The organism is Nocardiopsis sp. NPDC050513, assembly GCF_044457925.1.
Lineage (GTDB): Bacteria > Actinomycetota > Actinomycetes > Streptosporangiales > Streptosporangiaceae > Nocardiopsis.
Genome location: NZ_JBITHK010000004.1, coordinates 220,514 through 242,156, shown reverse-complemented (window position 1 = coordinate 242,156; position 21,643 = coordinate 220,514). Strand labels below are relative to the sequence as shown.

At 73.7% G+C, this 21,643-nt stretch carries 19 protein-coding genes; 9 read left to right on the top strand and 10 right to left on the bottom strand.

From position 1 onward, the window contains the following. Positions 1 to 70: 70 nt before the first annotated feature. Positions 71 to 994: a LysR family transcriptional regulator gene (locus tag ACIBFB_RS08965; protein WP_397227931.1), complete on the top strand. Its 924-nt coding sequence runs from the start codon at positions 71 to 73 to the stop codon at positions 992 to 994. Positions 995 to 1,140: 146 nt separating this feature from the next. Here the strand turns inward: ACIBFB_RS08965 and ACIBFB_RS08960 are convergent, their stop codons facing one another. Further along, positions 1,141 to 2,070, bottom strand: coding sequence for a LysR family transcriptional regulator (locus tag ACIBFB_RS08960; RefSeq protein ID WP_397227929.1), 930 nt, complete (start codon positions 2,068 to 2,070; stop codon positions 1,141 to 1,143). Positions 2,071 to 2,384: 314 nt separating this feature from the next. Here ACIBFB_RS08960 and ACIBFB_RS08955 point away from each other — a divergent pair, with 314 nt between their 5' ends. After that, positions 2,385 to 2,927, top strand: coding sequence for a GNAT family N-acetyltransferase (locus ACIBFB_RS08955; protein ID WP_397227927.1), 543 nt, complete (start codon positions 2,385 to 2,387; stop codon positions 2,925 to 2,927). 108 nt (positions 2,928 to 3,035) lie between these two features. Here ACIBFB_RS08955 and ACIBFB_RS08950 read toward each other — a convergent pair whose 3' ends face one another. Continuing rightward, the gene (locus ACIBFB_RS08950; RefSeq protein WP_397227925.1) at positions 3,036 to 3,890 is read right to left on the bottom strand and encodes a S1 family peptidase; all 855 of its coding nucleotides are present in this window, start codon (positions 3,888 to 3,890) and stop codon (positions 3,036 to 3,038) included. 128 nt (positions 3,891 to 4,018) lie between these two features. Here ACIBFB_RS08950 and ACIBFB_RS08945 point away from each other — a divergent pair, with 128 nt between their 5' ends. Both ACIBFB_RS08945 and ACIBFB_RS08940 read left to right on the top strand, forming a co-directional pair. Next, positions 4,019 to 5,257, top strand: coding sequence for a hypothetical protein (locus ACIBFB_RS08945; protein ID WP_397227923.1), 1,239 nt, complete (start codon positions 4,019 to 4,021; stop codon positions 5,255 to 5,257). A 75-nt stretch (positions 5,258 to 5,332) separates the two neighbouring features. Further along, positions 5,333 to 7,405 (top strand): FUSC family protein, encoded by a 2,073-nt coding sequence (locus ACIBFB_RS08940; RefSeq protein ID WP_397228435.1) that lies wholly within the window; start codon positions 5,333 to 5,335, stop codon positions 7,403 to 7,405. A gap of 64 nt (positions 7,406 to 7,469) precedes the next feature. Here ACIBFB_RS08940 and ACIBFB_RS08935 read toward each other — a convergent pair whose 3' ends face one another. Next, positions 7,470 to 8,123 carry a cyclase family protein gene (locus ACIBFB_RS08935; protein ID WP_397227921.1) on the bottom strand — a complete coding sequence of 218 codons (654 nt, stop codon included), beginning with the start codon at positions 8,121 to 8,123 and terminating at the stop codon, positions 7,470 to 7,472. A gap of 254 nt (positions 8,124 to 8,377) precedes the next feature. Here ACIBFB_RS08935 and ACIBFB_RS08930 point away from each other — a divergent pair, with 254 nt between their 5' ends. From ACIBFB_RS08930 to ACIBFB_RS08920, 3 genes are all read left to right on the top strand, one after another. After that, positions 8,378 to 9,064 (top strand): lysophospholipid acyltransferase family protein, encoded by a 687-nt coding sequence (locus tag ACIBFB_RS08930; protein WP_397227919.1) that lies wholly within the window; start codon positions 8,378 to 8,380, stop codon positions 9,062 to 9,064. 335 nt (positions 9,065 to 9,399) lie between these two features. Then, the gene (locus ACIBFB_RS08925; protein WP_397228433.1) at positions 9,400 to 10,746 is read left to right on the top strand and encodes an FAD-dependent oxidoreductase; all 1,347 of its coding nucleotides are present in this window, start codon (positions 9,400 to 9,402) and stop codon (positions 10,744 to 10,746) included. 850 nt (positions 10,747 to 11,596) lie between these two features. Beyond that, a complete protein-coding gene (locus ACIBFB_RS08920) occupies positions 11,597 to 13,873 on the top strand; it encodes a penicillin-binding transpeptidase domain-containing protein (protein ID WP_397227917.1) in 2,277 nt (758 codons plus the stop codon). 24 nt (positions 13,874 to 13,897) lie between these two features. Here the strand turns inward: ACIBFB_RS08920 and ACIBFB_RS08915 are convergent, their stop codons facing one another. The 6 genes from ACIBFB_RS08915 to ACIBFB_RS08890 form a co-directional block, all read right to left on the bottom strand. Then, a complete protein-coding gene (locus ACIBFB_RS08915; protein ID WP_397227915.1) occupies positions 13,898 to 14,233 on the bottom strand; it encodes a DUF3040 domain-containing protein in 336 nt (111 codons plus the stop codon). A 185-nt stretch (positions 14,234 to 14,418) separates the two neighbouring features. After that, the gene (locus ACIBFB_RS08910) at positions 14,419 to 15,522 is read right to left on the bottom strand and encodes an ABC transporter ATP-binding protein (RefSeq protein WP_397227913.1); all 1,104 of its coding nucleotides are present in this window, start codon (positions 15,520 to 15,522) and stop codon (positions 14,419 to 14,421) included. Beyond that, complete coding sequence (locus ACIBFB_RS08905; RefSeq protein WP_397227911.1) at positions 15,519 to 16,334, bottom strand: ABC transporter permease; 816 nt, start codon at positions 16,332 to 16,334, stop codon at positions 15,519 to 15,521. The genes ACIBFB_RS08910 and ACIBFB_RS08905 overlap by 4 nt, the downstream gene beginning before the upstream one ends. Continuing rightward, positions 16,331 to 17,173, bottom strand: coding sequence for a molybdate ABC transporter substrate-binding protein (gene modA, locus ACIBFB_RS08900; protein WP_397227909.1), 843 nt, complete (start codon positions 17,171 to 17,173; stop codon positions 16,331 to 16,333). The genes ACIBFB_RS08905 and modA overlap by 4 nt, the downstream gene beginning before the upstream one ends. Next, positions 17,166 to 17,567 carry a molybdopterin-binding protein gene (locus tag ACIBFB_RS08895; RefSeq protein ID WP_397227907.1) on the bottom strand — a complete coding sequence of 134 codons (402 nt, stop codon included), beginning with the start codon at positions 17,565 to 17,567 and terminating at the stop codon, positions 17,166 to 17,168. Before ACIBFB_RS08895 ends, modA begins: the two co-directional genes overlap by 8 nt. A gap of 139 nt (positions 17,568 to 17,706) precedes the next feature. Next, complete coding sequence (locus ACIBFB_RS08890) at positions 17,707 to 18,474, bottom strand: class I SAM-dependent methyltransferase (protein WP_397227905.1); 768 nt, start codon at positions 18,472 to 18,474, stop codon at positions 17,707 to 17,709. A gap of 533 nt (positions 18,475 to 19,007) precedes the next feature. On the opposite strand from ACIBFB_RS08890, the gene ACIBFB_RS08885 reads away from it, so the two are divergent. Next, positions 19,008 to 19,724, top strand: a complete 717-nt coding sequence (locus ACIBFB_RS08885; RefSeq protein WP_397227903.1) for a nuclear transport factor 2 family protein — start codon at positions 19,008 to 19,010, stop codon at positions 19,722 to 19,724. 42 nt (positions 19,725 to 19,766) lie between these two features. On the opposite strand, the gene ACIBFB_RS08880 is transcribed toward ACIBFB_RS08885, so the two are convergent. Next, positions 19,767 to 20,660, bottom strand: coding sequence for a class I SAM-dependent methyltransferase (locus ACIBFB_RS08880; RefSeq protein ID WP_397227901.1), 894 nt, complete (start codon positions 20,658 to 20,660; stop codon positions 19,767 to 19,769). Between the two features lie 196 nt (positions 20,661 to 20,856). Between ACIBFB_RS08880 and ACIBFB_RS08875 the strand changes: the two genes are divergently transcribed. Continuing rightward, entirely contained in the window at positions 20,857 to 21,456 is a 600-nt protein-coding gene (locus ACIBFB_RS08875) for a helix-turn-helix domain-containing protein (protein ID WP_397227899.1), read from the top strand. The last annotated feature ends 187 nt before the right edge of the window (positions 21,457 to 21,643 follow it).

Here is a 21,643-nt window from a genome sequence, read left to right as displayed (position 1 = left end):
CGACCATTGGATCGACCTCCTCCGTTTCTGTCCACGAACCAGTGGTTGACGAACCATGTAGTTTTGGTAGATGGACTTCACCCGCCTGCGCCTCCTGGTCGAACTGGAGCGTCTGGGCACCATGGCGGCTGTGTCCGAGGTCACGGGCATGAGCACCTCGGCGGTCTCCAAGCACCTCGCGGTCCTGGAACGGGAGACCGGTGTACCGCTGCTCGCGCCGGACGGACGCCGGGTACGGCTGACCCCGGCCGGTCGGCGGCTGGCGGAACACGCCGTCGGGATCCTGGCCCGCGTGGAGGCGGCCCAGGCGGAGTTCGAGGGCGAGGGCGCGCCCGCTGGCCGCGTTCACCTGGTCATGTACACCAGCGCCGCACCCGTGGTACTGCCCGCTCTGCGTCGCCTGCGTGACGACCACCCGGGCATCGGGGTCCGCCTGACCGAGTACGAGTCGGAGCAGGCGCTGGCCCTCCTCCAGGACGGCCAGGCGGATCTGGGGGTCGTGTACCAGTACAGCCTGCTGCCCCGGGAATTTCCGGGGACACTGACCGTACGGCCGATCGGGACGGAAGGGCTGCTGCTGTCCCAGCCGTCGGACCGGGGCGACAGCCGGACGCTGACGCGGCGGCGGCTGCGCGAGTTCGCCGACGCGTCGTGGTTCGCCAGCCCCTACCGGGGTGACGAGGAGGCCCTCGTGCAGCGGATGTGCGCCGACGCCGGATTCACGCCGCGGATCACGCACCGGATCGAGAACCTGGAGCTGTGCGAGGAGCTGGTCGCCTCCGGGGTGGCGGTGGGAGTGATGTCGCGGCTGTCGGTCTCGACCCGGCGCGGCGTGACCCACGCTCCCCTGGGGGAGTTGGGCGGCGTGCGCCGGATCTTCCTGGCCGGGCGCACCGGGGGGTGGGCCTGGCGGCCGATCGGGGTGGTGGCGCGGTACCTGCACGAGGCCGCCCGGGGCGTCCTCGACGAGGTGCCGCCGCTCCCGGAGGCGTGAGGCGACGCCCGCCTTGGGCCTCCGCTCCGCTGCGGCCCGTGTTCGGGCGCCCGCGAAGCCAGGGATGCTTCATCCTCGGCAGCGCCTGACGCTCGTTCCTCGCTAGCGGCTCGCCTCGTCTTGCAGCACCCTGGCGGCGCCCGAACCTATCCGGCGACGGCGAACGGCCCCACCGAGGGCACGGGCACCTTGCTGGCGGCCTCGCGGACGGCGGTGAGCAGGGGCTCGGGGTTGGCCCCGGCCCTGGACAGGGCGACGACGTGGCGCCGGGCGGTCTCGCGCACCCCCCGGACGACGATGTGCGGGGTGCTCAGCCCGGTCCAGGCCAGGCGCGGCATGAGGGTCACGCCCAGTCCGGCCTGCACCATGCCGAACACGGCGCTGAAGTCGTCGACGGTGTGCACCACACGGGGCTGGAAGCCCACCCGGTTGCAGGCGGCCGCCACGCACGAGTGCCAGGCGCTGCCCGGAGCGGACATGATCCAGTCCTCCTCGGCGAGGTCCTCGGCCAGGTGGAGGCTGGTACGGGTGGCCAGCGGGTGCTGGTAGGGCAGGATCGCGTCGAACAGCTCGACCATGACGGGGTCGGTGCGGAACTCCGGATCGCCGGCGGAGGGCAGGTCCTCCGAGGACATGGTGACGGCGATGTCGAGGCGGCCCGAGCGCACCATCTCGGTGCACTCCTCGGGTTCGGCCTGGACCACCTCGAAGGACCAGCCGGGGTGGCTGCCCCTCAGCCGGGCCAGGGCCGGGGCGACGAGGTCGCTGATACCGGTGGAGAAGGACCCCACGCGCACGACGCCGCGGTCGCCCGCGACGTACTCGGCGAGGTCGGAGGTGGCGCGCTCCATCTCGGCGAAGATGGCCGGGGCGCGCTCCAGCAGGACCCGCGCGGCACCGGTGAGCAGGAATCGGCGGCCCGAGCGTTCGACGAGGGGAACCCCGGTCTCGCGGGCCAGGGCGGCGAGCTGTTGGGAGACCGCCGACGGTGTGACGTTGAGCGCCTCCGCCGTGGCCGCCACCGTGCGGTGGCGGTCGAGGGCCTGGAGGAGCTGCAACCGCCGAACGTCGATCATGTGCCCCAATTTATGGCAGGACCGCCGCGTTTCGCGGAGGTTTCCGACATGTCGCGCGAGTTGGTCGCGTGATTCGTTGCACACCGTCCAGGGGCGACCATGGGGTGCGCCGCCGCGATCGATCAAAGAATTTCCACACTTCTTTCCATATGGCTATCTCATGACTGTCTTTCCTCGTGTCGGCGATGTCCCGGTCAGTACCGGCACGTACAGTCAGACGCACAGTTCAACCACGGGGCCGTGGGACACGCGCCCCCAGGGGATCAGCACCCAATGCTGGTGGAACGGGTGGAAAGAACATGCAAACTTCGCTGATGACCAAACCTCGGCCGTCTGACGTCGGCGTTCTCAGCTTTCGCTACCTGGGCGCCCACGAGGTGGACGAGCTCGTGGACCTGTGGGGAGCCCTCCACCAGCAGCACACGGTGACCGCCCCGCATCTCGCGGACATCATCAGCGCGGTGAGCCTGGACGAGTCGTGGCGCCGTCGCCGCGCCCAGTACGTCTCCTGGCTCGCCGACCCCGACACCATGGCGATCTTCGCCGAGAGCGGCGACGACCCGGCCGGGTACGCGATGGTGACCATCCGCGAGAACGCCCAGGGCAGCTGGGACCGCGGCGAGCGCGTCGCGGTCGTGCAGACCTTCGCGATCGACCCGGAGTACTCCGGCGCCGGTGTCGGCTCCATGCTCCTGGAGGAGATGCGCCGCCAGCTCTCCGCGATGGGCGTGCGCGACATCGAGTTCTCCGCGCTGGCGACCAGCTCCGAGGACATCCGCTTCCTGGAGCAGGAGGGCTTCCGGCCCTTCGTGACGACGATGGTCTGCCGCGTCGACGGGTTCGGCGCGCACGACTGAGCGGCGGTCCGCCGCCCTCGCTCCGCCCCCGTGCGGCCCCCGGCACGGGGGCGGAGCCCCGTCCGCACCGCGGGACCGCCGCGACGAGCCTGATCCGCTGCCGGAGTGCTACGTCGGGGCGCCCATGCGGTTCACGATCCACGCGCGGTATCCGGACACACGCGTCGTGGACTCGTAGGGATGCAGGCCGCAACGCATCCCCTGAGTTCCGAGGACGCCGATCAACGACCTCCTGCCGTCGGCGTCCGCGGCGAGCACCGGACCGCCCTCGTCTCCCTGGCATGAGCCCCGTTGCGCATCGAGGGCGGCAAGGCACAGGATGTCGTCGGTCACGGGGCTCCCGTGGCCGGCTTCGCACGCGTCGTGCGAGGCCACACGCGTCTCCGCCTTCCTGAGAACACTCGGCAGGGCTCCACCGCTGCTGACGGCCCCCCATCCGTACATGACGACCGGGGTTCCGGCCCGCTCCAGGGACGTGTCCCCCAGGGACCACATGTGCTCCCACGCGCCCTCGTCGGCGAGTCCCATGGGTCCGGCCACCTTGAGGACCGCGATGTCGTTCACTCCGCTGTGCGCGGCGTAGCGGGGATGCGGGATGGCCCGCTCGACTCCTACCACCTCGTTCTCGGTCTCCGCCTCGGTCGAGAGGTCGTAGTCGCCGCGGTTGAAGTACAGGTCCGCGGACTCCGGGAGCCCGACCACGCACGACGCGGCGGTGAGGACCGTCCACGCGTCCAGGACCGTCCCCCCGCAGAAGGGTCCGAGCTCGGGCCCGAGGAGTGTCCCCATGCGGTCGACGACGTACCGATCGGCGGCCGTGTTGGCGGTGACGCCCCCGACGACGGCTCCGCTCGGCGCGGCCTGTGCCGCGATGAGCGTGAGGAGACCGAACACGACGGCCGCCCGCTTCCGCACCGTGCGGCCACCGCCGTCCGTCGCCTCCACCGTGCACCGTCCGCCCATGTGCCCGCCTCCACCCGTCGAAAACCCAGAGTAGCAACACCGTCACCCGAAGCGATCACACGGGCGCCTCCCGTGCCGGGGCGCACACGCCCCGGCACGGACGAGGCCGAACCGCTACGCTCACCCCCGTGGCCACCTCCGACTCCAACACGTGCAACTTCCCCGGCTGTGACCGGCCCGTACCCCGCGGCTCCTCCCCGGGCCGCCCGCCCGAGTACTGCGATCTGCCCGAGCACACCCGGTGGCGCGCCTGGCGCGAACGGCAGCGGCTGGCGCAGGAGGCGGAACGCCGCGAGGAGGAAGCGGTGGCCGCCGCTACGGGCGACGCCCCCGCCGCCCCCGCCGAGCCGGTGACCGCCGCGCGACTGCGCGCGGACGACCTCCTCACCCGCTTCGCCGTGCAGAGCGAGCAGATGGCCCAGACCCTGCGCTCGGCGACCGAGGCCTTCCGCACCATGACCGACCCCGCCGAGGCGGAGGCCCAGGTCGAGGCGGCCCGGCTCGCGGGCGCCCGGCGCGCGGCCGAGGCCGACGCCGCCCGTCTGGAGGCCGAGAACCGGCGCCGCGGGGCCGAGGCGTCCCTGCGCCTGGCCGAGGACGCGGCCGCGTCGGCGGTGGCCGCCACCCAGGCCGCCGAGCGTATCGCCGAGGAGGCGCTGGAGCGCAGGAACGCGGCCGAGTCGGAGCGCGACCTCCTGCGGGACGCGGCCGCTCGGGCGGCGGCCGAACGCGACGCCGCCGTCGCCGAGGCCAACGCCGGTCTGGCCGCCGCCGAACGCCGGATGGCCGAGACCGCCGAACGGGCGCGCGCGGACGCGGAGCGGGCCCGGACCGAGTTCGAGCGGGCCCGCGCCGAGGCGGCGCGCCGCCTCCAGCACGCGCACGCCGAGGCCGGGCAACTCCGGGCGGAGGCGGCCGAGTACGCCCGGCTGCGCGACGGGGCCGCCGTGGCCGCCGAACGGGCCACCGCCCGCGCCGAGGGCGCCGAGGCGCGCGCCCGGGAGGCCGCGGAGGCGCTGACCGCCGAACGCGCCCGCTTCGACACCGAGGCGGAGCGCGCCCACGAGCGGCGCGAGGCCGACCGAGCCGCGGCCGACGCCGAGCGCGCGCGGCTGACCGCCGAACTGGAGCGCGCCGACGCCGAACGCGCCCGCCTGGCCGCCGCGCTGGAGACCCAGCGCCGCAACGCGGAGATCACGCTCGACGAGTCCCGCACGGCCGCGGCCGCCCGTCTGGCCGTCGCCGAGGAGCGCGCCCGGCGCGCGGAGGAACGCGCCGAGCGCGCCGAGTCCGCACTCCGGGAGCGCGGCGAGGCGGGGTCAGCACCGGCCGATGCGGACGAACGCGCCACCGGCACCCGCCAGTAGTCACAAATCTCCCCTTTGTCCCGTTCTAGGATGGAAGTCGTGCGAGATCTGGGAACGACCGGCGAAACCGGCCCGATGCACCTGGGCGGGCCACCCGGTCAGGGACCTGAGCGCGCCCGCGTGGCGGAGCGGCCCAGGCCCAGGGTCGACCTCAAGGCGGTGTTCGGCCTGGAGCCGGGCGCCTGGGCGTGGACCACCGCCGTGCAGGCGGCGGTCGCGATGGCCACGTCCTTCGGGCTGGCCGCGTGGCTGCTCGGCCCCGAGATCGGCACCCTGGCGGCCCTGGGCTCCATGACGGTGCTCTACGAGAAGAAGACCCCCTACGTCTACCGGTCGGCCGCCCTTGCCCTGGTCGGGCTGGGGTTCGTCGCCAGCGTGGCCCTGGGTTCGCTGGCCTCGGCGCTCTCGGTGTGGGCGTCGGTCGCGGTGATCGGGCTCATCGCCGGGCTCGCCACCTGGGTCTGCGCCGCCTGGCGGGTGGACAAGCCCGGTGCGCTCTTCTTCGTCCTGGTGTGCGCGATCTCCACCATCGCCCCAGGCGGGCTGTCCGACGTGCCGCTGCACGCGGGTGTGGCCGCGATGGGCGCGGCGATCGGCTGGGCGGTGTCGATGTCGGGCGCGCCCGTCCGAGCCCGGCACCCCGAGTACCGAGCGGTCGCGGAGGCCTACCGGCAGCTCGCCGCCCTGCTGCGCGCGGTCGGGACCCCCGAACTGGACCACGCCCAGCACCGTGCGTCGGTGGCGGTCGCCGAGGCCTGGCGGATCGTCCTGCTGGCGCAGACGCGCGGCTACCGCGCCACCCCGGAAGCGGCCCGGTTGCGCTCGCTCCTGCGCTGGGTGTCCGACATCCACCTGGCCGCCACCCAGGTGTCCATGGCGCGGACCGCGCCCCTGCCGGAGGGCGCCGCCGCGTTCGCCGACCGACTGGTGCCCGCGGTCGCCGACGCGGACCTGTCGCCCGACCCCGCCGCGCTGGACGAGCTGCGGCGCGGCATGCGTCCCCGCTCCCTGGAGGCCCGGCTGTACGGGCTGCTGGCCAGGACGGCCCAGTCCGCGCACCGGTCCGGCCCCGACGAGGAGGACGAGCGCGCCCGCGTCCTGGACGACCAGCGCTACCCGGCGCTGTGGGGCGCGCTGCGCTCCAGCCTGAGCGCGGAGTCCCTGATCCGGCCGACCGCGCTGCGCATGTGGATCACGGTGACCCTGGGCGGCGCGTTCGGTCTGTGGATCGGCCTGGACCACTACTACTGGGTGGCGATCACCGCGACCGCCGTCCTCCAGGGCGGCAACGTCGTCCTGACCACCAACCGGTCGCTGCAACGCTCGCTGGGCACCCTGGTCGGCGTGGTCGTCGGCGCGTTCCTGCTCACGCTCGACCTGCCGCTCCCCGTGGTCGTGGTCCTGGCCGGAGCATTCCAGGGACTGACGCAGCTGGTCGTGGGGCGCAGCTTCTTCTACGCCTCGGTGGCGCTCACCCCGATGGCCCTGCTGCTGTCCTACACGGCCTCGCCGCACCCGATCACGGCGCTGGCGGAGTCGCGCATCATCGACACCGTGATCGGCTCGGTGTTCGGACTGGCCGGGGCGCTGCTGCTGTGGCGGGGCGCGTCGGCGACCCGCCTGCCGCAGGCGATCAGCGGCGTCCTGGACACCGCCCGCCAGTGCGTGGTCGCGGTGCTCGACCAGGACCTTCCGCTCGGCCCGGAACGCCGCTACCAGCTGCGCCGCGACATGCGCGCCACCCTGGTCAACCTGCGCGGCGTCTACGAGAGCGCGATCGGCGACGTACCGCGCGCCGCCTCCACCCGCCCCCTGTGGCCGGTGGTGGTGGCCACGCAGCGCACCGGGTACCTGGCGCTGTCCGCCCTGGCCCTGGAGCACCCCACGCCGGTGGGCATCATCACGCTGCAACGGGTGGACCTGGCCTTCAAGGAGCTGGTCGCGTCGATGGACGAGCGGCGCACACCGCGGCTGGGCGCGCTGCCGAGGCTGCCCGCCTACCCGCGGATCAACATGGAGCTGCGGGCGCTGTCCAACTCGATGACCAACGCGGTCGCCCAGGACGAGCGCGCGGCCCAGCAGGAGGCCGAGCGGCGCGCCCTGAGGGAGAGGCGGCGCGCCCAGAAGGACGTGGACGCCGACCTCTGAGGGGTCCCCGTTCCCGGGGAGAGGCCGGCGTCCGGGGCCGCTCCGCGAGCCGGCCGGGCTGTGGTCAGTGGAGCACGGCGAAGGCGCGCACCGGGAAGGCCGCCATCCCGCGCACCTTGGCGGGCACGGCGTGGAAGGCGAACCCCTCCTCGGGCAGCTGGTCGAGAAGGCACAGGTGGGACACGACCGGGATGCCCGCGGCCAGCAGGACGGCGAGCGCGGGCCGGGCGCCCTCGGCGGCGGGCGAGGTGTCGTCGACGCCGAGCCCGTCGATCCCGACCAGGGCGGCGCCGCCGTCGACGAGGACCTTGGCGGCGTCCTCGGTCAGGTGCGGGTGGTCGGACCCCGCGTAGGCGTCGGTGCGCCAGTGCCGGTCCCAGCCGGTGCGCACGAGCACCGCCCTGCCGCGCACGTCGACGCCGGAGAAGGCGTCCGGGCCGATCGCGCGGGCGGCCGCCGGGGCGACGACCACGCCCGGCAGGTCGGCGACGCGCTCCAGGTCCAGGTCGGCCAGGTCGGCTCCGTCCTGGTACCGGTGGGAGGGCATCTCCACGTAGGTCCCCGTGGCGCCGACCATCGTGACCCGGCCGCTGCTGGTCTCGTGGCCGGCCTCGGCGCCCCAGGACGCGCTCCCCTCCTCCACGACCGGCTCCGGCAGGCCACGACAGGTGGTCATCCCGTCGGTGATCTGATGGCTGACGTCGACCAGTTTCCGCATGGCTGTCTTCCTCGCTCAGCGTCGGCGCGACCTCCGGGCCCTCGCCAGAGGTCTAGACCAAGAGCCTAGCGCGTGTGGCGCACGTCACGGCAGAGGGACGAACAAGGAAAAAGCCGGAGCGAAGGTGCTGGCTCGGGACACACCGCCCGCCTCCGGACCCCGATAGGCTCTGGGGCAACACGGCGGTGGACCGCGGCGCCTTCGGCTCCTCTCCCCGCACCACCCGGCAACCATGGAGAAGGGGCGACCCCATCGTGTCACTGTACGGAGCCGCCAAGGTGGTCATCGCGCCCGCGACACGCCTGGTCTGGCCGCAGCGCGTGGAGGGCGTCCACCACGTCCCCGCGCGGGGACCGGTGATCCTGGCCGCCAACCACCTCGCCCTGATCGACCCGCTCTTCATCGGGGTGGCCTGTCCGCGGCCGGTGCGGTTCATCGCCAAGCAGGAGCTCTTCGACGAGGGGACGCTGCCCAAGCGGGCCCTCGCCCGCGCGCTGCGCGCCATCGGACAGCTCTCGGTCGACCGCCGCCCTGGACAGAGCGCCCAGGAGGCCATGGACAACAGTCTGGACGTGCTGCGCGGCGGCGAGGTCTTCGGGATCTTCCCCGAGGGAACGCGCTCCCCCGACGGTCGCCTCTACCGGGGACAGACCGGACTGGCCTGGCTCGCGCTGACCACGGGCGCCCCCGTGGTGCCGGTGGCGCTGGCCGGGACGGAGCGCATCCTGCCCGGCGGGCGGCGGATCCCCTCGTTCAACCGCGTCGGGGTGCGCTTCGGGGAGCCCGTGGACCTGTCCGCGTGGGAGGGCCAGGCGCACAGGGCCGGGTCGCGCCGCGCGGCCACGGACGCCATCATGGCCGCGATCGCCAAGCTGTCCGGCCAGGAGCAGGTGCCCCGGTTCGCCGCGTCGGTCAAGGCCGAACTGCCCCGGAGGAGCTGACCCCGGCCCCCGCGGTCCGACCCGGCACCCCGGTGTCGGACGGTGACTTTCCCCACACTCCACCGTGGGCTGATCCGCCCTTGACCGGGCGTTGACCCCCGGTGAGGCCCCCCTGCGGGGCACGCCGAAGGGGCCGCGGACCCGGCCCCGGCCTGGGATGTCGCACACGCGGCCCCGCCCGCGCGCCCAGCGCCCCCTCGGGGCGGTGAGCGCAATTGCCTACCTTTATAGTAGGTTTTCCCGGTGCCACCACCGGTTAGATTAGGTAAGCCTAACCAATGGCGTCCGACCTTGGCGCGAAGACTTGGAGCTGTGCGATGACGCGACCACTGCGAGTGGGAATCGTGGGTGCGGGGCCCGCGGGCATCTACGCCGCGGACCTGCTCACCAAGGACGAGACCCTGTCCGCGTGCGGCACGTCCGTCAGCATCGACATCCTCGACAAGCTGCCCTCCCCCTACGGGCTGGTCCGTTACGGCGTCGCCCCGGACCACCCCCGGATCAAGCAGATCCAGGGCGCGCTGCACAAGATCCTGGACAAGCCCGAGATCACCTTCTACGGAAACGTCGAGTACGGCGTCGACCTCAAGCTCGAGGACCTGCGCCACCACTACGACGCCGTCATCTTCGCGACCGGCAGCGACCGCGACCGGCCGTTGGACGTCCCCGGCGTGGACCTGCCCGGCAGCCACGGCGCGGCGGACTTCGTCTTCTGGTACGACTCCCACCCCGACGTCTCCCCCTCCTGGCACGTCGAGGGCACCAGCGTGGCCGTGATCGGCGCGGGCAACGTCGCCGTCGACGTCGCCCGGATCCTGGCCAAGAGCGCCGACGACCTCCTCGACACCGACATCACCGACAACGTCTACGAGGGTCTGCGCGCCAAGCAGGTCACCGACGTCCACGTCTTCGCGCGCCGCGGCATCGCCCAGTGCAAGGCCACCCCGATGGAGCTGCGCGAACTGGACAAGCAGCCCGGCGTCGAGGTCATCGTCTACGCCGAGGACTTCGACATGGACGAGGGCAGCCTCCAGGCGTGCGAGGAGTCCAACCAGGTCAAGACGAACGTCAAGGTCCTCCAGAACTGGGCGATCCGCGACCCCAAGGGCTCCGAGCGCCGTCTGCACCTGCACTTCCTGCACCGCCCGGTGGAGATCCTCGGCGAGGACCGCGTCACCGGCCTGCGCACCGAGCGCATGGAGCTGACCGGCGACGGCAACGTCACGGGCACGGGCGAGTACGTCGAGCACGAGGTCCAGGCGGTCTACCGGGCCATCGGCTACCTGGGCTCGCCCCTGACCGACCTGCCCTTCGACGAGGACCGCGGTGTCGTCCCCAACGCCGAGGGCCGCGTCCTGGACCTGGACGAGCAGCCGATCGAGGGCGTGTACGCCACCGGCTGGATCAAGCGCGGCCCCGTCGGCCTGATCGGCCACACCAAGGGCGACGCGCTGGAGACCGTCACCAACCTCGTGGCCGACCGCGCGTCCCTCACCCCGGCCGGAGAACCCGACCCGGTCGCCTTCCGGGCCCTGCTGGAGGAGCGCGGCGTGCGCTACACCACCTGGGAGGGGTGGCAGCGGATCGAGGCCCGCGAGGAGGAGCTGGGCGCAGAGCGCGGCCGCAAGCGCCTCAAACTGCTCTCCCGCGAGGAACAGACCAGCATCGCGCGCCAGGAGTAGGCCGTCCGCCGTGGACGCCGCCCGCCGCGCGGTTGGGCACGTGTCCGCGGCACACGCTCCGGCTCCGCGCGCGAGCGCCCCGGCCGGTCCCGCGCCCCTCTGCGGGACCGGCCCCTCCTTTCCCCCTGCTCACCGGTTCCCACCGTGGGATCGCCCGTTGCGCCGATCGCGGTCCCAGGGCCGGGCCGCCATCGCCGCGGTGCGGCTGGGCGTGACCGGGGAGATCCCCGGGCGGAGGGCCGCGGTCGGCGCCGTCCTCCCGGATCCGGGAGGACGGCGCGCACCGCTCAGCGGACGCGGTCGCGCCGAACAGGGATCCGGCCCCGTGCCCCCGAGGACCGTTCGCGGGGCAACGGACCCCCGGTCCGCGACACGGTGATGTTGCCAACATGGCTAACTCCCCCAGGAACGGTTAGAGTCACTGTTGGTCGGTGTGGTAGCAAGTGTCCCCCGGGCCTCAACTATTGCCTTCGCGGAATACCGCGTACGGCCCCGCCCTCCGGGTGGGTGACCGTACGGCCAGGAGCCCCGTTGTGCCCCGCGCCGAGAGGCGACCGCCATACCGGCCATTACGCATCAGTGCCCCGCTCCCACCCCGGTGGGGGCGGGGCGCGCGGTTTGTACGGGTCGTCGACCCGACTCGGCGGGGACCTCCTCCCCCTCCTCTTCCCGCGACACCGCCCCACCCGGGGAGCGTCGTCCGCGCACGGACCGGAACTTCTCCCGCGGTACCGGGGTCCTAGGATCCTGTAGGACGTGGTGGGTGTTCCCGGCGGCCAGTCGGGTCTCCGACCGCAAGTTCGGTCCCTCAGGTCCGAGAAGCTGACGACGTAGCGAAGGACGATCAGGCGTGGATGACTGGTCCCACAGGCAGCCGGATTCCTCCGGACCGCCCGACGACGCGGCCGGCGCGCGATCCCAGGGCCCCCGGCCCGGGAACCCCTACCGCATCCCGAGTCGGTCGGAGGAACCCCGCGGACCCGCGCCAGGGCCGCCCGGCCCCGCCGGACCCGTTGCTCCCCCCGAGACCCCGCCCGCCTCCCAGCTCCCCGAGGCTCCCCACGTTCCCGAGACCGCCCAAGCCTCCGGGGCACCCCAGATCCCCGACGGTCCCCACGACGCCTGGGGCACTCCGGTTCCCCAGCCGTACACGGGCGTCCCCGAGGACGACGCCCGGGACCACCGCGCGGAGCCGTTCCACCCGGACGTCGCCTCGGGTCAGGACCATCCCGCGCACCAGGGCGACACGCCCTACCCGGTCCCGTCGTCCGCGCACTCCGAAGGCTGGGACCGGCCCGAGCACCCCGACGGTCCGGACGGCCCCCGGCGTCCGGACCTGCCCGGGTCGGCCGCGGGCGGTCCGGGCGCCGGCGGATTCGAGTACCTCTACAGCGGTGCGGGCGGCCCGGACGGCCCCCAGGGGCCCCAGGGGCCCTACGGTCCCGGCGATCCCGCCTCCCCCGAGCCGCCGAAGCGCCGCTCCCGTCGCGGCCTGGTCATCGGCGTGGTCGCCGCGGTGGTCGTGCTGGCACTGGTCGGCGGCGGCGTGTCCTGGTTCGTGCTGACCCGCCCCCGGCCGGAGGAGGCGCTCGCCGAGTACTCCACCGCCTGGGAGGAGCGCGACTACGAACGCCTGGCCGCCGTCACCACCGGGGGCGACGCCGCCGCCGTGATGACCGCGGTCGACGAGGGACTCGGCCTGGAGTCGGTCTCCGTCGAGGTCGGCGCCCCCACCGTCGACGGAGGCGGCGGCACCGCGCCCTACGAGGTCACCGTCGGCCTGGCCAACGCCAGCGACTGGGGTTGGGAGGGCGAGCTCCCCCTCCTGCGCGAGGACGGCGAGTGGCGGATCGCGTTCGCCCCCGAGGTCGCCCACCCCGAACTCGGGGAGGGGCAGGTCCTGGCCCGCACGGCGGTCTGGGGCGAGCGGGGGCATGTCCTGGCCGCCGACGGCACCCAGCTCGACGACGCGACCGGTTCGCTCCAGATGCTCGTCGGCTCCCTGGGCGAGGCCACCGAGGAGGACGTCGAGCGGCTCGGCCCGGCGTACCGCGTCGGCGACACCATCGGCGTCTCGGGGCTCCAGCAGACGTACGAGGAGCGGCTGGCCGGTGAGGCGGCCACGAGCGTCCTGCGGGTCGACGCGGCCGCGGCGGAGGATCCCGACGCGCTGGAGGCCACCGAGGAGAACACGCTCGCGACCCTGGACGGCAGCGACGGCCAGGACGTCACCACGAGCATCGACCTGGCCGTGCAGGACGCGGCGGCCACCGCGATCCTCACCGCGGACGACCCCGCCGGCATGGTCGCCGTGCGTCCCTCGACCGGCGAGATCCTGGCGGCGGTGAACGTCCCGGGCGGCTTCAACCGGGCCTTCCAGGGCCAGTACCCGCCCGGCTCCTCGTTCAAGATCATCTCCTACAGCGCGCTGCTCGACGCCGGTCTGACCGGCGACGCGGCGATGCAGTGCCCGGAGGAGTACAACCCGGGCGGCTGGAACTTCGTGAACGCGGGCGGCGCCGGCTACGGCGAGCAGACGATGACCGAGGCGTTCGCCACCTCCTGCAACACGGCCCTGGTGGCCGAGATCATCGAGCGTTCCTCACCGGACGCGCTGACGGCCAGCGCGGAGCAGTTCGGCATGAACGCGCCGATGGACGTCGGGGTGCCCACCCTCGAACCCAGCTTCCCGACCCCGGACGGCGCCGTCATGCTGGGGGCGCAGAGCATCGGGCAGGGCCAGGTCGTGTCCTCGCCGCTGCACATGGCCACCGTCCCGGCCGCGATCGCCGACGGCTCCTGGCGCCACCCGGTGCTGGTGGCCGATCCCGTCCGCGACGACCTGCCCGAACCGACCCCGATCCCCAACGCCGAGGCGATCCGACCGATGATGCGCGCGGTCGTCACCGACGGCACGGCCAGCGAGGCCGGATTCCAGGGCGAGGTGTACGGCAAGACCGGCAGCGCCGAGTTCGGCACGGCGGAGGGCGAGGACGAGGAGCTGCCCACCCACGCGTGGATGGTCGGATACAAGGGCGACGTCGCCTTCGCCCTGGTGGTCGAAGGCGGCGGTGGCGGCGGGTCCGTGGCCGGTCCGATCGCCGCGCGGTTCACCAACGCTCTCTGACCGGAGCCTCCGGCGCGCCGTGGCTCACGGCATCGTCCCGGCCGGGTCCATCCCGACCGGGGCGGGAGCCACCGGCGTGTCGGCGGGCTCGCTCGTCCCGGTCGTCTCGGCGGGTTCGGGCGGTGAGGGCGGCGGCGCGCTCGGGGTGAGGACGAAGAGCAGCACCAACAACCCGGCGGTGACCGCCGCGATCACGGCGCACGCCACCCACGGCCGCCACCCGCTCAGGCTGGGGTCGAGCGGGGCGTCGGGATCGTCCGACCCGAACGCCGACAGGCGTCCGGCCAGATCCGGAGCCTCCTCGCTGAGCTGCCGTTCGATCTCCGCGAGGATTCTTCGCTCATGCTCTCTCAACGACATAGCACCCTCCTCAGCCGCCGGGGGAAGGACTGTCATCACCGGGTGCTTTCAGTCTCCCCCGGGTCGGGGTCGGATATCCAGGGTCCGCAGGTTTTCCTCGGACGGATTCGGGCATTCCCCCACCGGACGTATGCCCTGGTCGCGGCCTCCGTCGCCGCGCCCCCGCCGGTGAGCGGCCCCGGCGGTCAGCCCGGATAGCACTCCACCTCGGCGGCCTTGACGGCGGCCCACACGACCGCGCCGCGGACCAGTCCCAGCTCGGCCAGGGCGGCCGGGCTGATGTCGGCCGCCAGCGGCATCGGCCCCGTCAGACGGACCCGGACCTGGTCCCCGAACCGCTCGACGCCGTCCACGGTGAGCCGCCACAGGTTGCGGGGACTGCCGTGCGGCCGCTCGGCGTACAGGGCGACGGACCTCGGCGGGAAGGCCACCATGACCTCGCCGGTGTGCGGCTCGTGTACGTGGACCACCGTGGACTCCTCCGTGCCCGCCGGTTCCACGGCCACCTCGGTCCCCCTGGCGGAGCCCCGGAACAAGTTGAGCCCGACCAGGCGGGCCACGTACGGGGTGCGGGGCCGTCGGGCGACCTCGGAGGGGGTCCCGTGTTGCGCGATCCGGCCCGACTCGACCACGGCGACGCGGTCGGCCAGCACCATCGCGTCCAGCGGGTCGTGGGTGACCAGGACCGCCGCGCCGTCGTACCCCTCCAGCAGGTGGCGAAGGCGCGCACGCACGTCGACGCGGGTGCTGGCGTCCAGGGCCGCCATCGGCTCGTCCAGGAGCAGCAGCCGGGGGCGCACCGCGAGCGCCCGGGCCAGCGCGACCCTCTGGGCCTGGCCTCCCGACAGCTGGCCAGGCCGGGAGCGCGCGTGGGCGGCCAGGTCCATGCCCGACAGCAGCTCGGCCGCCCGTGCGCGCGCCGCCGACGTGGACAGGCCCTGGCAGCGCGGACCGAAGGCGACGTTGTCCAGGGCGCTCATGTGGCGGAAGAGCAGGTAGTCCTGGAAGACCATGCCGATGGGACGGCGTTCGACCGGTGTGGTGGTCTCGTCCCGGCCGCCGATCCGCACGTGCCCGTCGGCGAGCGGAAGCAGCCCGGCCAGGGCGCGCAGGGCCGAGGACTTGCCCGCGCCGTTGGGGCCGAGTAGGGCCAGGACCTCCCCCTGGGCGACTTCCAGGGAGACGTCGAGGACGAAGGCCCCCAGGGTGAGGCGCAGGCGGGCGTCGAGCGCGGGGCCGTCGGCTCCGGGCCCGGCGGACGCGTCGTGCCGGTCGTCGGTCGCGGTCATGTCCACCTCCCCCGCAGCCCGGCCAGGACGGCCAGGGAGACGAACAGCAGGACCAGGCTGAGCACGACGGCGGCCTCCGGGTCGCGCTGCATGGCCATGTACACGGCCAGGGGCATGGTCTGGGTGGTGCCGGGGAAGTTCCCGGCGAAGGTGATGGTGGCGCCGAACTCGCCCAGGGCGCGGGCCCAGCACAGGGCCGCGCCCGCCCCGACGCCCGGCAGGACCATGGGCAGGGTGACGCGGGCGAAGACGGTGGTGCGGCTGGCCCCCAGGGTGGCGGCGGCCTCCTCGAAGCGGCGGTCCGCCCCTCGCAGCGCGCCCTCCACGGTCACGACGAGGAACGGCATCGCCACGAACACCTGGGCGATCACGACGGCGGCCGTGGTGAACGGCAGCGTCAGTCCGAACCAGGCGTCGAGGTGGCGGCCGACCAGCCCGTTGCGTCCCAGGACCAGGAGCAGCGCCACACCGCCGACCACCGGCGGGATGACCAGGGGGACGGTGATCAGGGCGCGGACCAGGCGCCGTCCGGGGAACTCGGTGCGGGCCAGCAGCCAGGCCAGGGGCACGCCCAGAACGAGGCACACGGCCGTGGCGGCGGTCGCGGTGGACAGGGACAGCCACAGCGCGGACAGCACCGCGGGGTCGCCGATCCGTGCTCCCATGGTCGCCCAGGGGGCGCGGACCAGCAGACCGGCCAGGGGCAGGACCAGGAAGGCGACGCCGATCAGGGCGGGGACGACGAGGATCCAGGGCGGACGCCCCGAGCGGGCGCGCAGCGCGCGCCCGCGGGTGGGGGTGGGGGTGGTCACGGCGCTCCGAAACCGGCGGCGGTGAGCACGTCGGCGCCGGTGCCGGACAGGACGAGGTCGACCCAGGCGGCGGCCAGCTCGGGTTCGGGGGCGTCGGCCAGGACGCCGATGGGGTACTCGTTGACCGCGGAGGCGGACTCGGGGAAGTCGACGCCCTCGACGCCGTCCCCGGCCGCGGCGACGTCCGTGGCGTAGACCAGCCCGGCGTCCACCTCGCCGAGTTCGACCTTGGTCAGGACGGCGCGGACGTCCTCCTCCAGGGTGACCGCCGCGATCTCGACGCCCGCCGCGTCGGTGACGGCGGCGGTGGCCGCGCCGCACGGGACCTCCGGCGCGCACAGGGCGGTGGCCACGTCGGCGAGGTCGGCCAGGTCCTCGACCCCCGCGGGGTTGCCCGGGGGCACGGCGATGCGCAGCGTGTTGGTGGCGAAGACCGCGCCGTCCCCGGTGTGGTCGGCGGCCCAGGCGGCGTCCAGCCCCGATCCGTCGACGACCAGGGCCATGGTGTCGGTGTTGGCGGCGGCGAAGACGTCGGCGGGGGCGCCGGAGTTGATCTGGGTGGCCAGGGCGCTGCTGCCCGCGAAGCTCAGCTCGACGTCGACGCCGGGGTTGCGGGCCTCGAACTCCTCGGCGAGGTCGGTGAAGACGTCGGTGAGGGAGGCCGCGGCCAGGACGGTGAGGGTGCCGGAGACCGCGCCTTGCGCGTCGGCGCCCGAAGCGGCCTGGCCGGTGTCCCCGGCCGGGGAGCAGGCCGTCAGGGCGAGGGTTCCGGCCATGAGGGGCGCGCCCCAGCGGAGGGCCGCGGCGCGGGGGCGTCGGGGGACGGGGGTCTCAGGCATGGCGGCCTCCGCCGGTCTCGACGACGACGTTGGTGGACTTGACGATCGCCGTGGCCAGGCCGCCGACCTGGAGACCGAGCTCGTCGGCGGCCTCACGGCTCATCAGGGAGACCACGCGGTGGGGTCCGGCCTGGATCTCCACGCTGGCCATGACGCCGTCGCGGGTGACACCGGTGACCAGTCCCCGGAAGCGGTTGCGCGCGGAGGAGAAAGCGCGGGCGGGGTCGTCCTCGGGGGCGGCGCGCAGGTGCTGGGCGAGCGCGGCGCCGTCGAGGAGCCGCCGGCCCGACTCGTCGCGCGTGGCGGGCAGCCGACCGGAGTCGACCATGCGCCGGACTGTGTCGGCACTGACGCCGAGCAGCTCCGCGGCGTCACTGATCTGGTACGTGGGCATGGGGTCAACGTAGCACTTGCTTCAGCGACCCTTCCATGGCAATCAGGGTCGCATCTGCGATCTTGTATGGATCTTCGACTCGGATGTGCAGGATCGACGCTTCCTTGTGGATTCGTCCGTCCCCGCGGTCCCCCGGGGACTAGCCGCGGTTGCCCAGGAAGAGCTCGGAACGGTAGGCGATCTCCAGGCGGCCGTCCCGTGCGTGGGCCTCGCACAGTGCGCGCACCCGGTCGAGGAACCCGGCGCCCTCGCGGTCGACCGCCCGCCGCACCTGGGTCGAGGACGCGGCCATGCGCACGAAGTCGGCGACCTCCACGCGTTTGCGCCAGGTGAGGACGGAGACGCCGACGTGGCCGCCCGTGGGGTCGAAACCCGAGGCGAGTTCACCGGCGATGTCGAAGTCGCGGTACCGGCGGGTGTAGCCGGGGCTGTGCAGTTCCAGCAGGGTCTCGTAGGCGTCGAGGAAGGCGCTGAGGGTGTAGTCGCGGTTGTTCTGCATGACCGCGAGCAGGCCGCCCGGAGCCAGCGCCCGTACGCAGGCCGCGACGAACCGGGGCCGGTCCATCCACTGGTAGGCCTGCGCGGCCACGACGAGCTGGACGGGCGCGTCGAGCCCCTCGATGAACGGTTCGGCCGCGCCGACCGTCCACCGCACGTCGGGGAACTTCTCCCGGCCGCGGTCGACCATGTCCTCGGACACGTCGACGGCCAGGTAGCGGGCGGACTCCCCCAGGACGGGGCGCAGCCCCTCCAGCGCGATTCCGGTGCCCGCGCCCGCGTCGACGACCGTCATCTCGGGAAAGGCCGAGATCTCGGCCGCGACGGTCCTGAAGAATTCCTCCGGGTATCGGGGCCTATACCGGTCATAGTCTTCACTCAGGCCGTCGAACTTCTGTTTCGTCCCCATGCCCAGGTACCTTCCGAAATGGCCGGCGAAGCCCCTTGGCCAGAACGAACAGGAAATGCCACGGGACCCCACCCGGCGATCAGCAGATGTGCGAAAAACCGAACGGGAAACGCATCTCGACGACGACCACCGTACCCGACCGGTGCCCCGGCTCCACCCGCACGTACCGAATCCGCGGACCCCGTTCGCCCCTTCTGTCTGGAAAGTCCGAGCCCGCACACTTATACGGTGGGATTTGACCGAATCCGGACACGCGGGCGGGGAGAACTCCGACCCGTGGGACGACCGGCTCGGAACGCGGAAATCCCGCGGCGCACGACCGCGCCCGGGAACGCGTGACCGCGGCGAAACCGATCCGCCGCACCGCGGAAACGCCGCCGAAAAAGGGAAGGCCCCGGACCATTTCCCGGCCGTTCTCACTCGCCGGACCGCCGCAGACCGTCACATGACCGGGCCTTGGCTGAACCCGTACCGGCGTCGGGCGCACGCTGGGAGTGGAAGCGCACACGCCCGCGTCCGGAAGGAGGCGGATCATGTCCGCCGCAGCCGAAACCGCCCGCCCCTTCGACGCCGACCTGCTCAAGCGGGCCGTGGAGACGCGCGACGCCGACACGTTCCTCGCGCAGTTCTCCGACGACGCGGAGCTGGAGATGTTCGACCGGCGCACCCCGCCCAGCGCCCCGACCGTGCTGCACGGCCGGGCGGCCATCGGAGCGACCGTGCGGGAGCTGTTCGCCAGGGACATGACCCACGAGGTGCTCCAGTGCGTCGTCGAGGGCGACCACGCCGCCTACACCGAGCGGTGCTCCTACCCCGACGGCAGCCAGGTCATGAGCATGACGATGCTGGACCTGAGGGACGGCCGCATCGTCCACCAGGCCACCGTGCAGGCCTTCGACGAGGAGCACGCGACGCGGGCCGAGACGGGAGACTTCGCCGCACCGGCCGAGAGCGAGGAGATGGAACTGAGCCGCGTCGACATCGTGCACGTCGGCGGGACGGACGTCATGCGGCTCACCCTCGAACCGGGCTGGCACTGGACCGAGCACGTCGGCCCGCTCGCGGGCACCGGCCTGTGCATGCTGGACCACTGCGGCTACGTCGTCTCCGGTTCGCTGCTCTGCCGGATGGAGGACGGCGCCGAGACCACGTTCGAGGCCGGCCAGATCGCGTGCGTCCCGCCCGGCCACGACGCGCGGGTGCTCGGCGACGAGCCCGTGGTCGTCATCGACTGGAAGGCGAGGAACTAGGATCCGGTCCGCGGCGCCCCGCCCACCGTCCTCGGGCCCGGGTCAGCCGCGCGCGGTGCACGCGCGCGCGGTGTGCACCGTGGTGGCCGACAGGTAGAACGCGTCCGGGCGCCACAGCACCCCGGCGGGCGCGTCCGGGTCCGCCAGGCGCTCCAGCGTGGCGCGGTCCCCGGCGTCGAGCCCCTCGCCGAGCGCGCCGAGCACGTGGGTCAGGTGGAGCCGCAGGAACTCCCGCACCCGGCCGTCCAACGGCGCCTGGTGTTCGGTGAGGAACGTCCTGGTCCCCGACGGGACCAGACCGGCCCGTGCGAGCATGGCCGGCCAGTCCTCCACGACCTCCGTCGACCCGGGCAGCCCCGCGCGCATGTCCGCGAAGAACTCCTCCCACAGCACGTCCAGACGGGCCTGGAGCCCGGGGCGGCCGATGCCGATGTCGCGGGGCAGGAAGCGCGGCGGCAGGCCGGTCTCGGCGATCGCGAGCAGCCCGCCGGGGCGCAGCGCCGCGGCGAGCCCGTCCAGGGCCCCCTGCTGGTCGCCGAGGTGGTGGACGGCCTGGCTGGACCAGATCACGTCCGCGGCCCCCAGCGCCCCCAGGTCGTCGGGCAGGTCCGCCCGCAGGGTCTCCACCCGCCCGCCGAGCCCCTCCGCCTCGGCCCGGGAGCGCGTGCGGTCCAGCAGCGGCTCCGACTGGTCGACCGCGACCACGCGGGCCGAGGGGAAGCGCCGCGCCAGCAGGCACGTGACGGCGCCGGGTCCGCTGCCCACGTCCAGGACGCGGTCCACGGCGCCGGAACGGCCGTCGGCGCCGAGGAGGCCGTGCAGCCAGTCGGCCGCCGCGCGCAGGTAGGGGGCGTTCACCTCCGCCTTGCGTTCCAGGTGCGTGGCCATGCCCTCCCAGTCGATGTCGTCGCCGTGGTGTGCGTGGTGCGCGCTCATGTCTGCCCTGCCTTCGTGGAGCACGGTGCCGCCCCGACCGCCGGGGCCGGGACCAGGGTGCGCGGGCACCCGGAGCGGGGCAACTTCCGTTGCCGTTTCCGGGAAGCGGACCGCCGTCCACGCCCGGCGACGTCCCGTTCTCCCGGAAACGGCACGCCCGCTTGCCACTCCCGCGCCGGGCGGGTGGGATGGGAGCGTGCACGATCCCGCCACCACCACCCGCGCCCTGTCCGAGGTCGGTCCCCGGCTGCGGCGGCTGCGCACCGACCGCGGCCTGACGCTGGCCGCCCTGTCGGAGGCGACCGGCATCTCCCGGAGCACCCTGTCCCGGTTGGAGTCGGGCCAACGCCGTCCCAGCCTCGAACTCCTGCTGCCGATCTCCCAGGCCCACCAGATCCCCCTGGACGAGCTGGTCGGCGCGCCCGAGGTCGGCGATCCGCGCGTGCGGCTCCGGCCGAGACGCGTCCACGGAAGCACGGTGGTGCCGTTGACCACCGTCCCCGGGCCGTTGCAGGCCTTCAAGATGGTCCTGCCCGCCCGGCGCAGCACGCCCGAGCCCCGCACGCACGAGGGCTACGAATGGTTCTACGTGCTCTCCGGGCGCGTGCGCCTGGTCCTGGCCGACCACGACGTGGTCCTCACCGCGGGTGAGGCCGCCGAGTTCGACACCCGCCTCCCCCACTGGTTCGGCACCGACGGTGAGGGCCCCGCCGAGATCCTCAGCCTCTTCGGCAGACAGGGCGAACGCGTCCACGTCCGCGCCCGGCCCGGGAAGGGGGGCCCGCGGGGCCACTGAGCCGGGCGGCACTCCCCACCGACCCCGCGGACCCGGCGTCTCCCGGCGCGCTCGGGGCCTTCGTCCTGTCCGCCTCCGCCGTCCGCCGACGGGGGCGCTGACCGACGCGCCCAGCGTGGATCCCCGAAGGTGTCCGCGCCCCGGACTAGCGTGGTCCGCACACGCCGGAGCGACCGACAAGGAGACC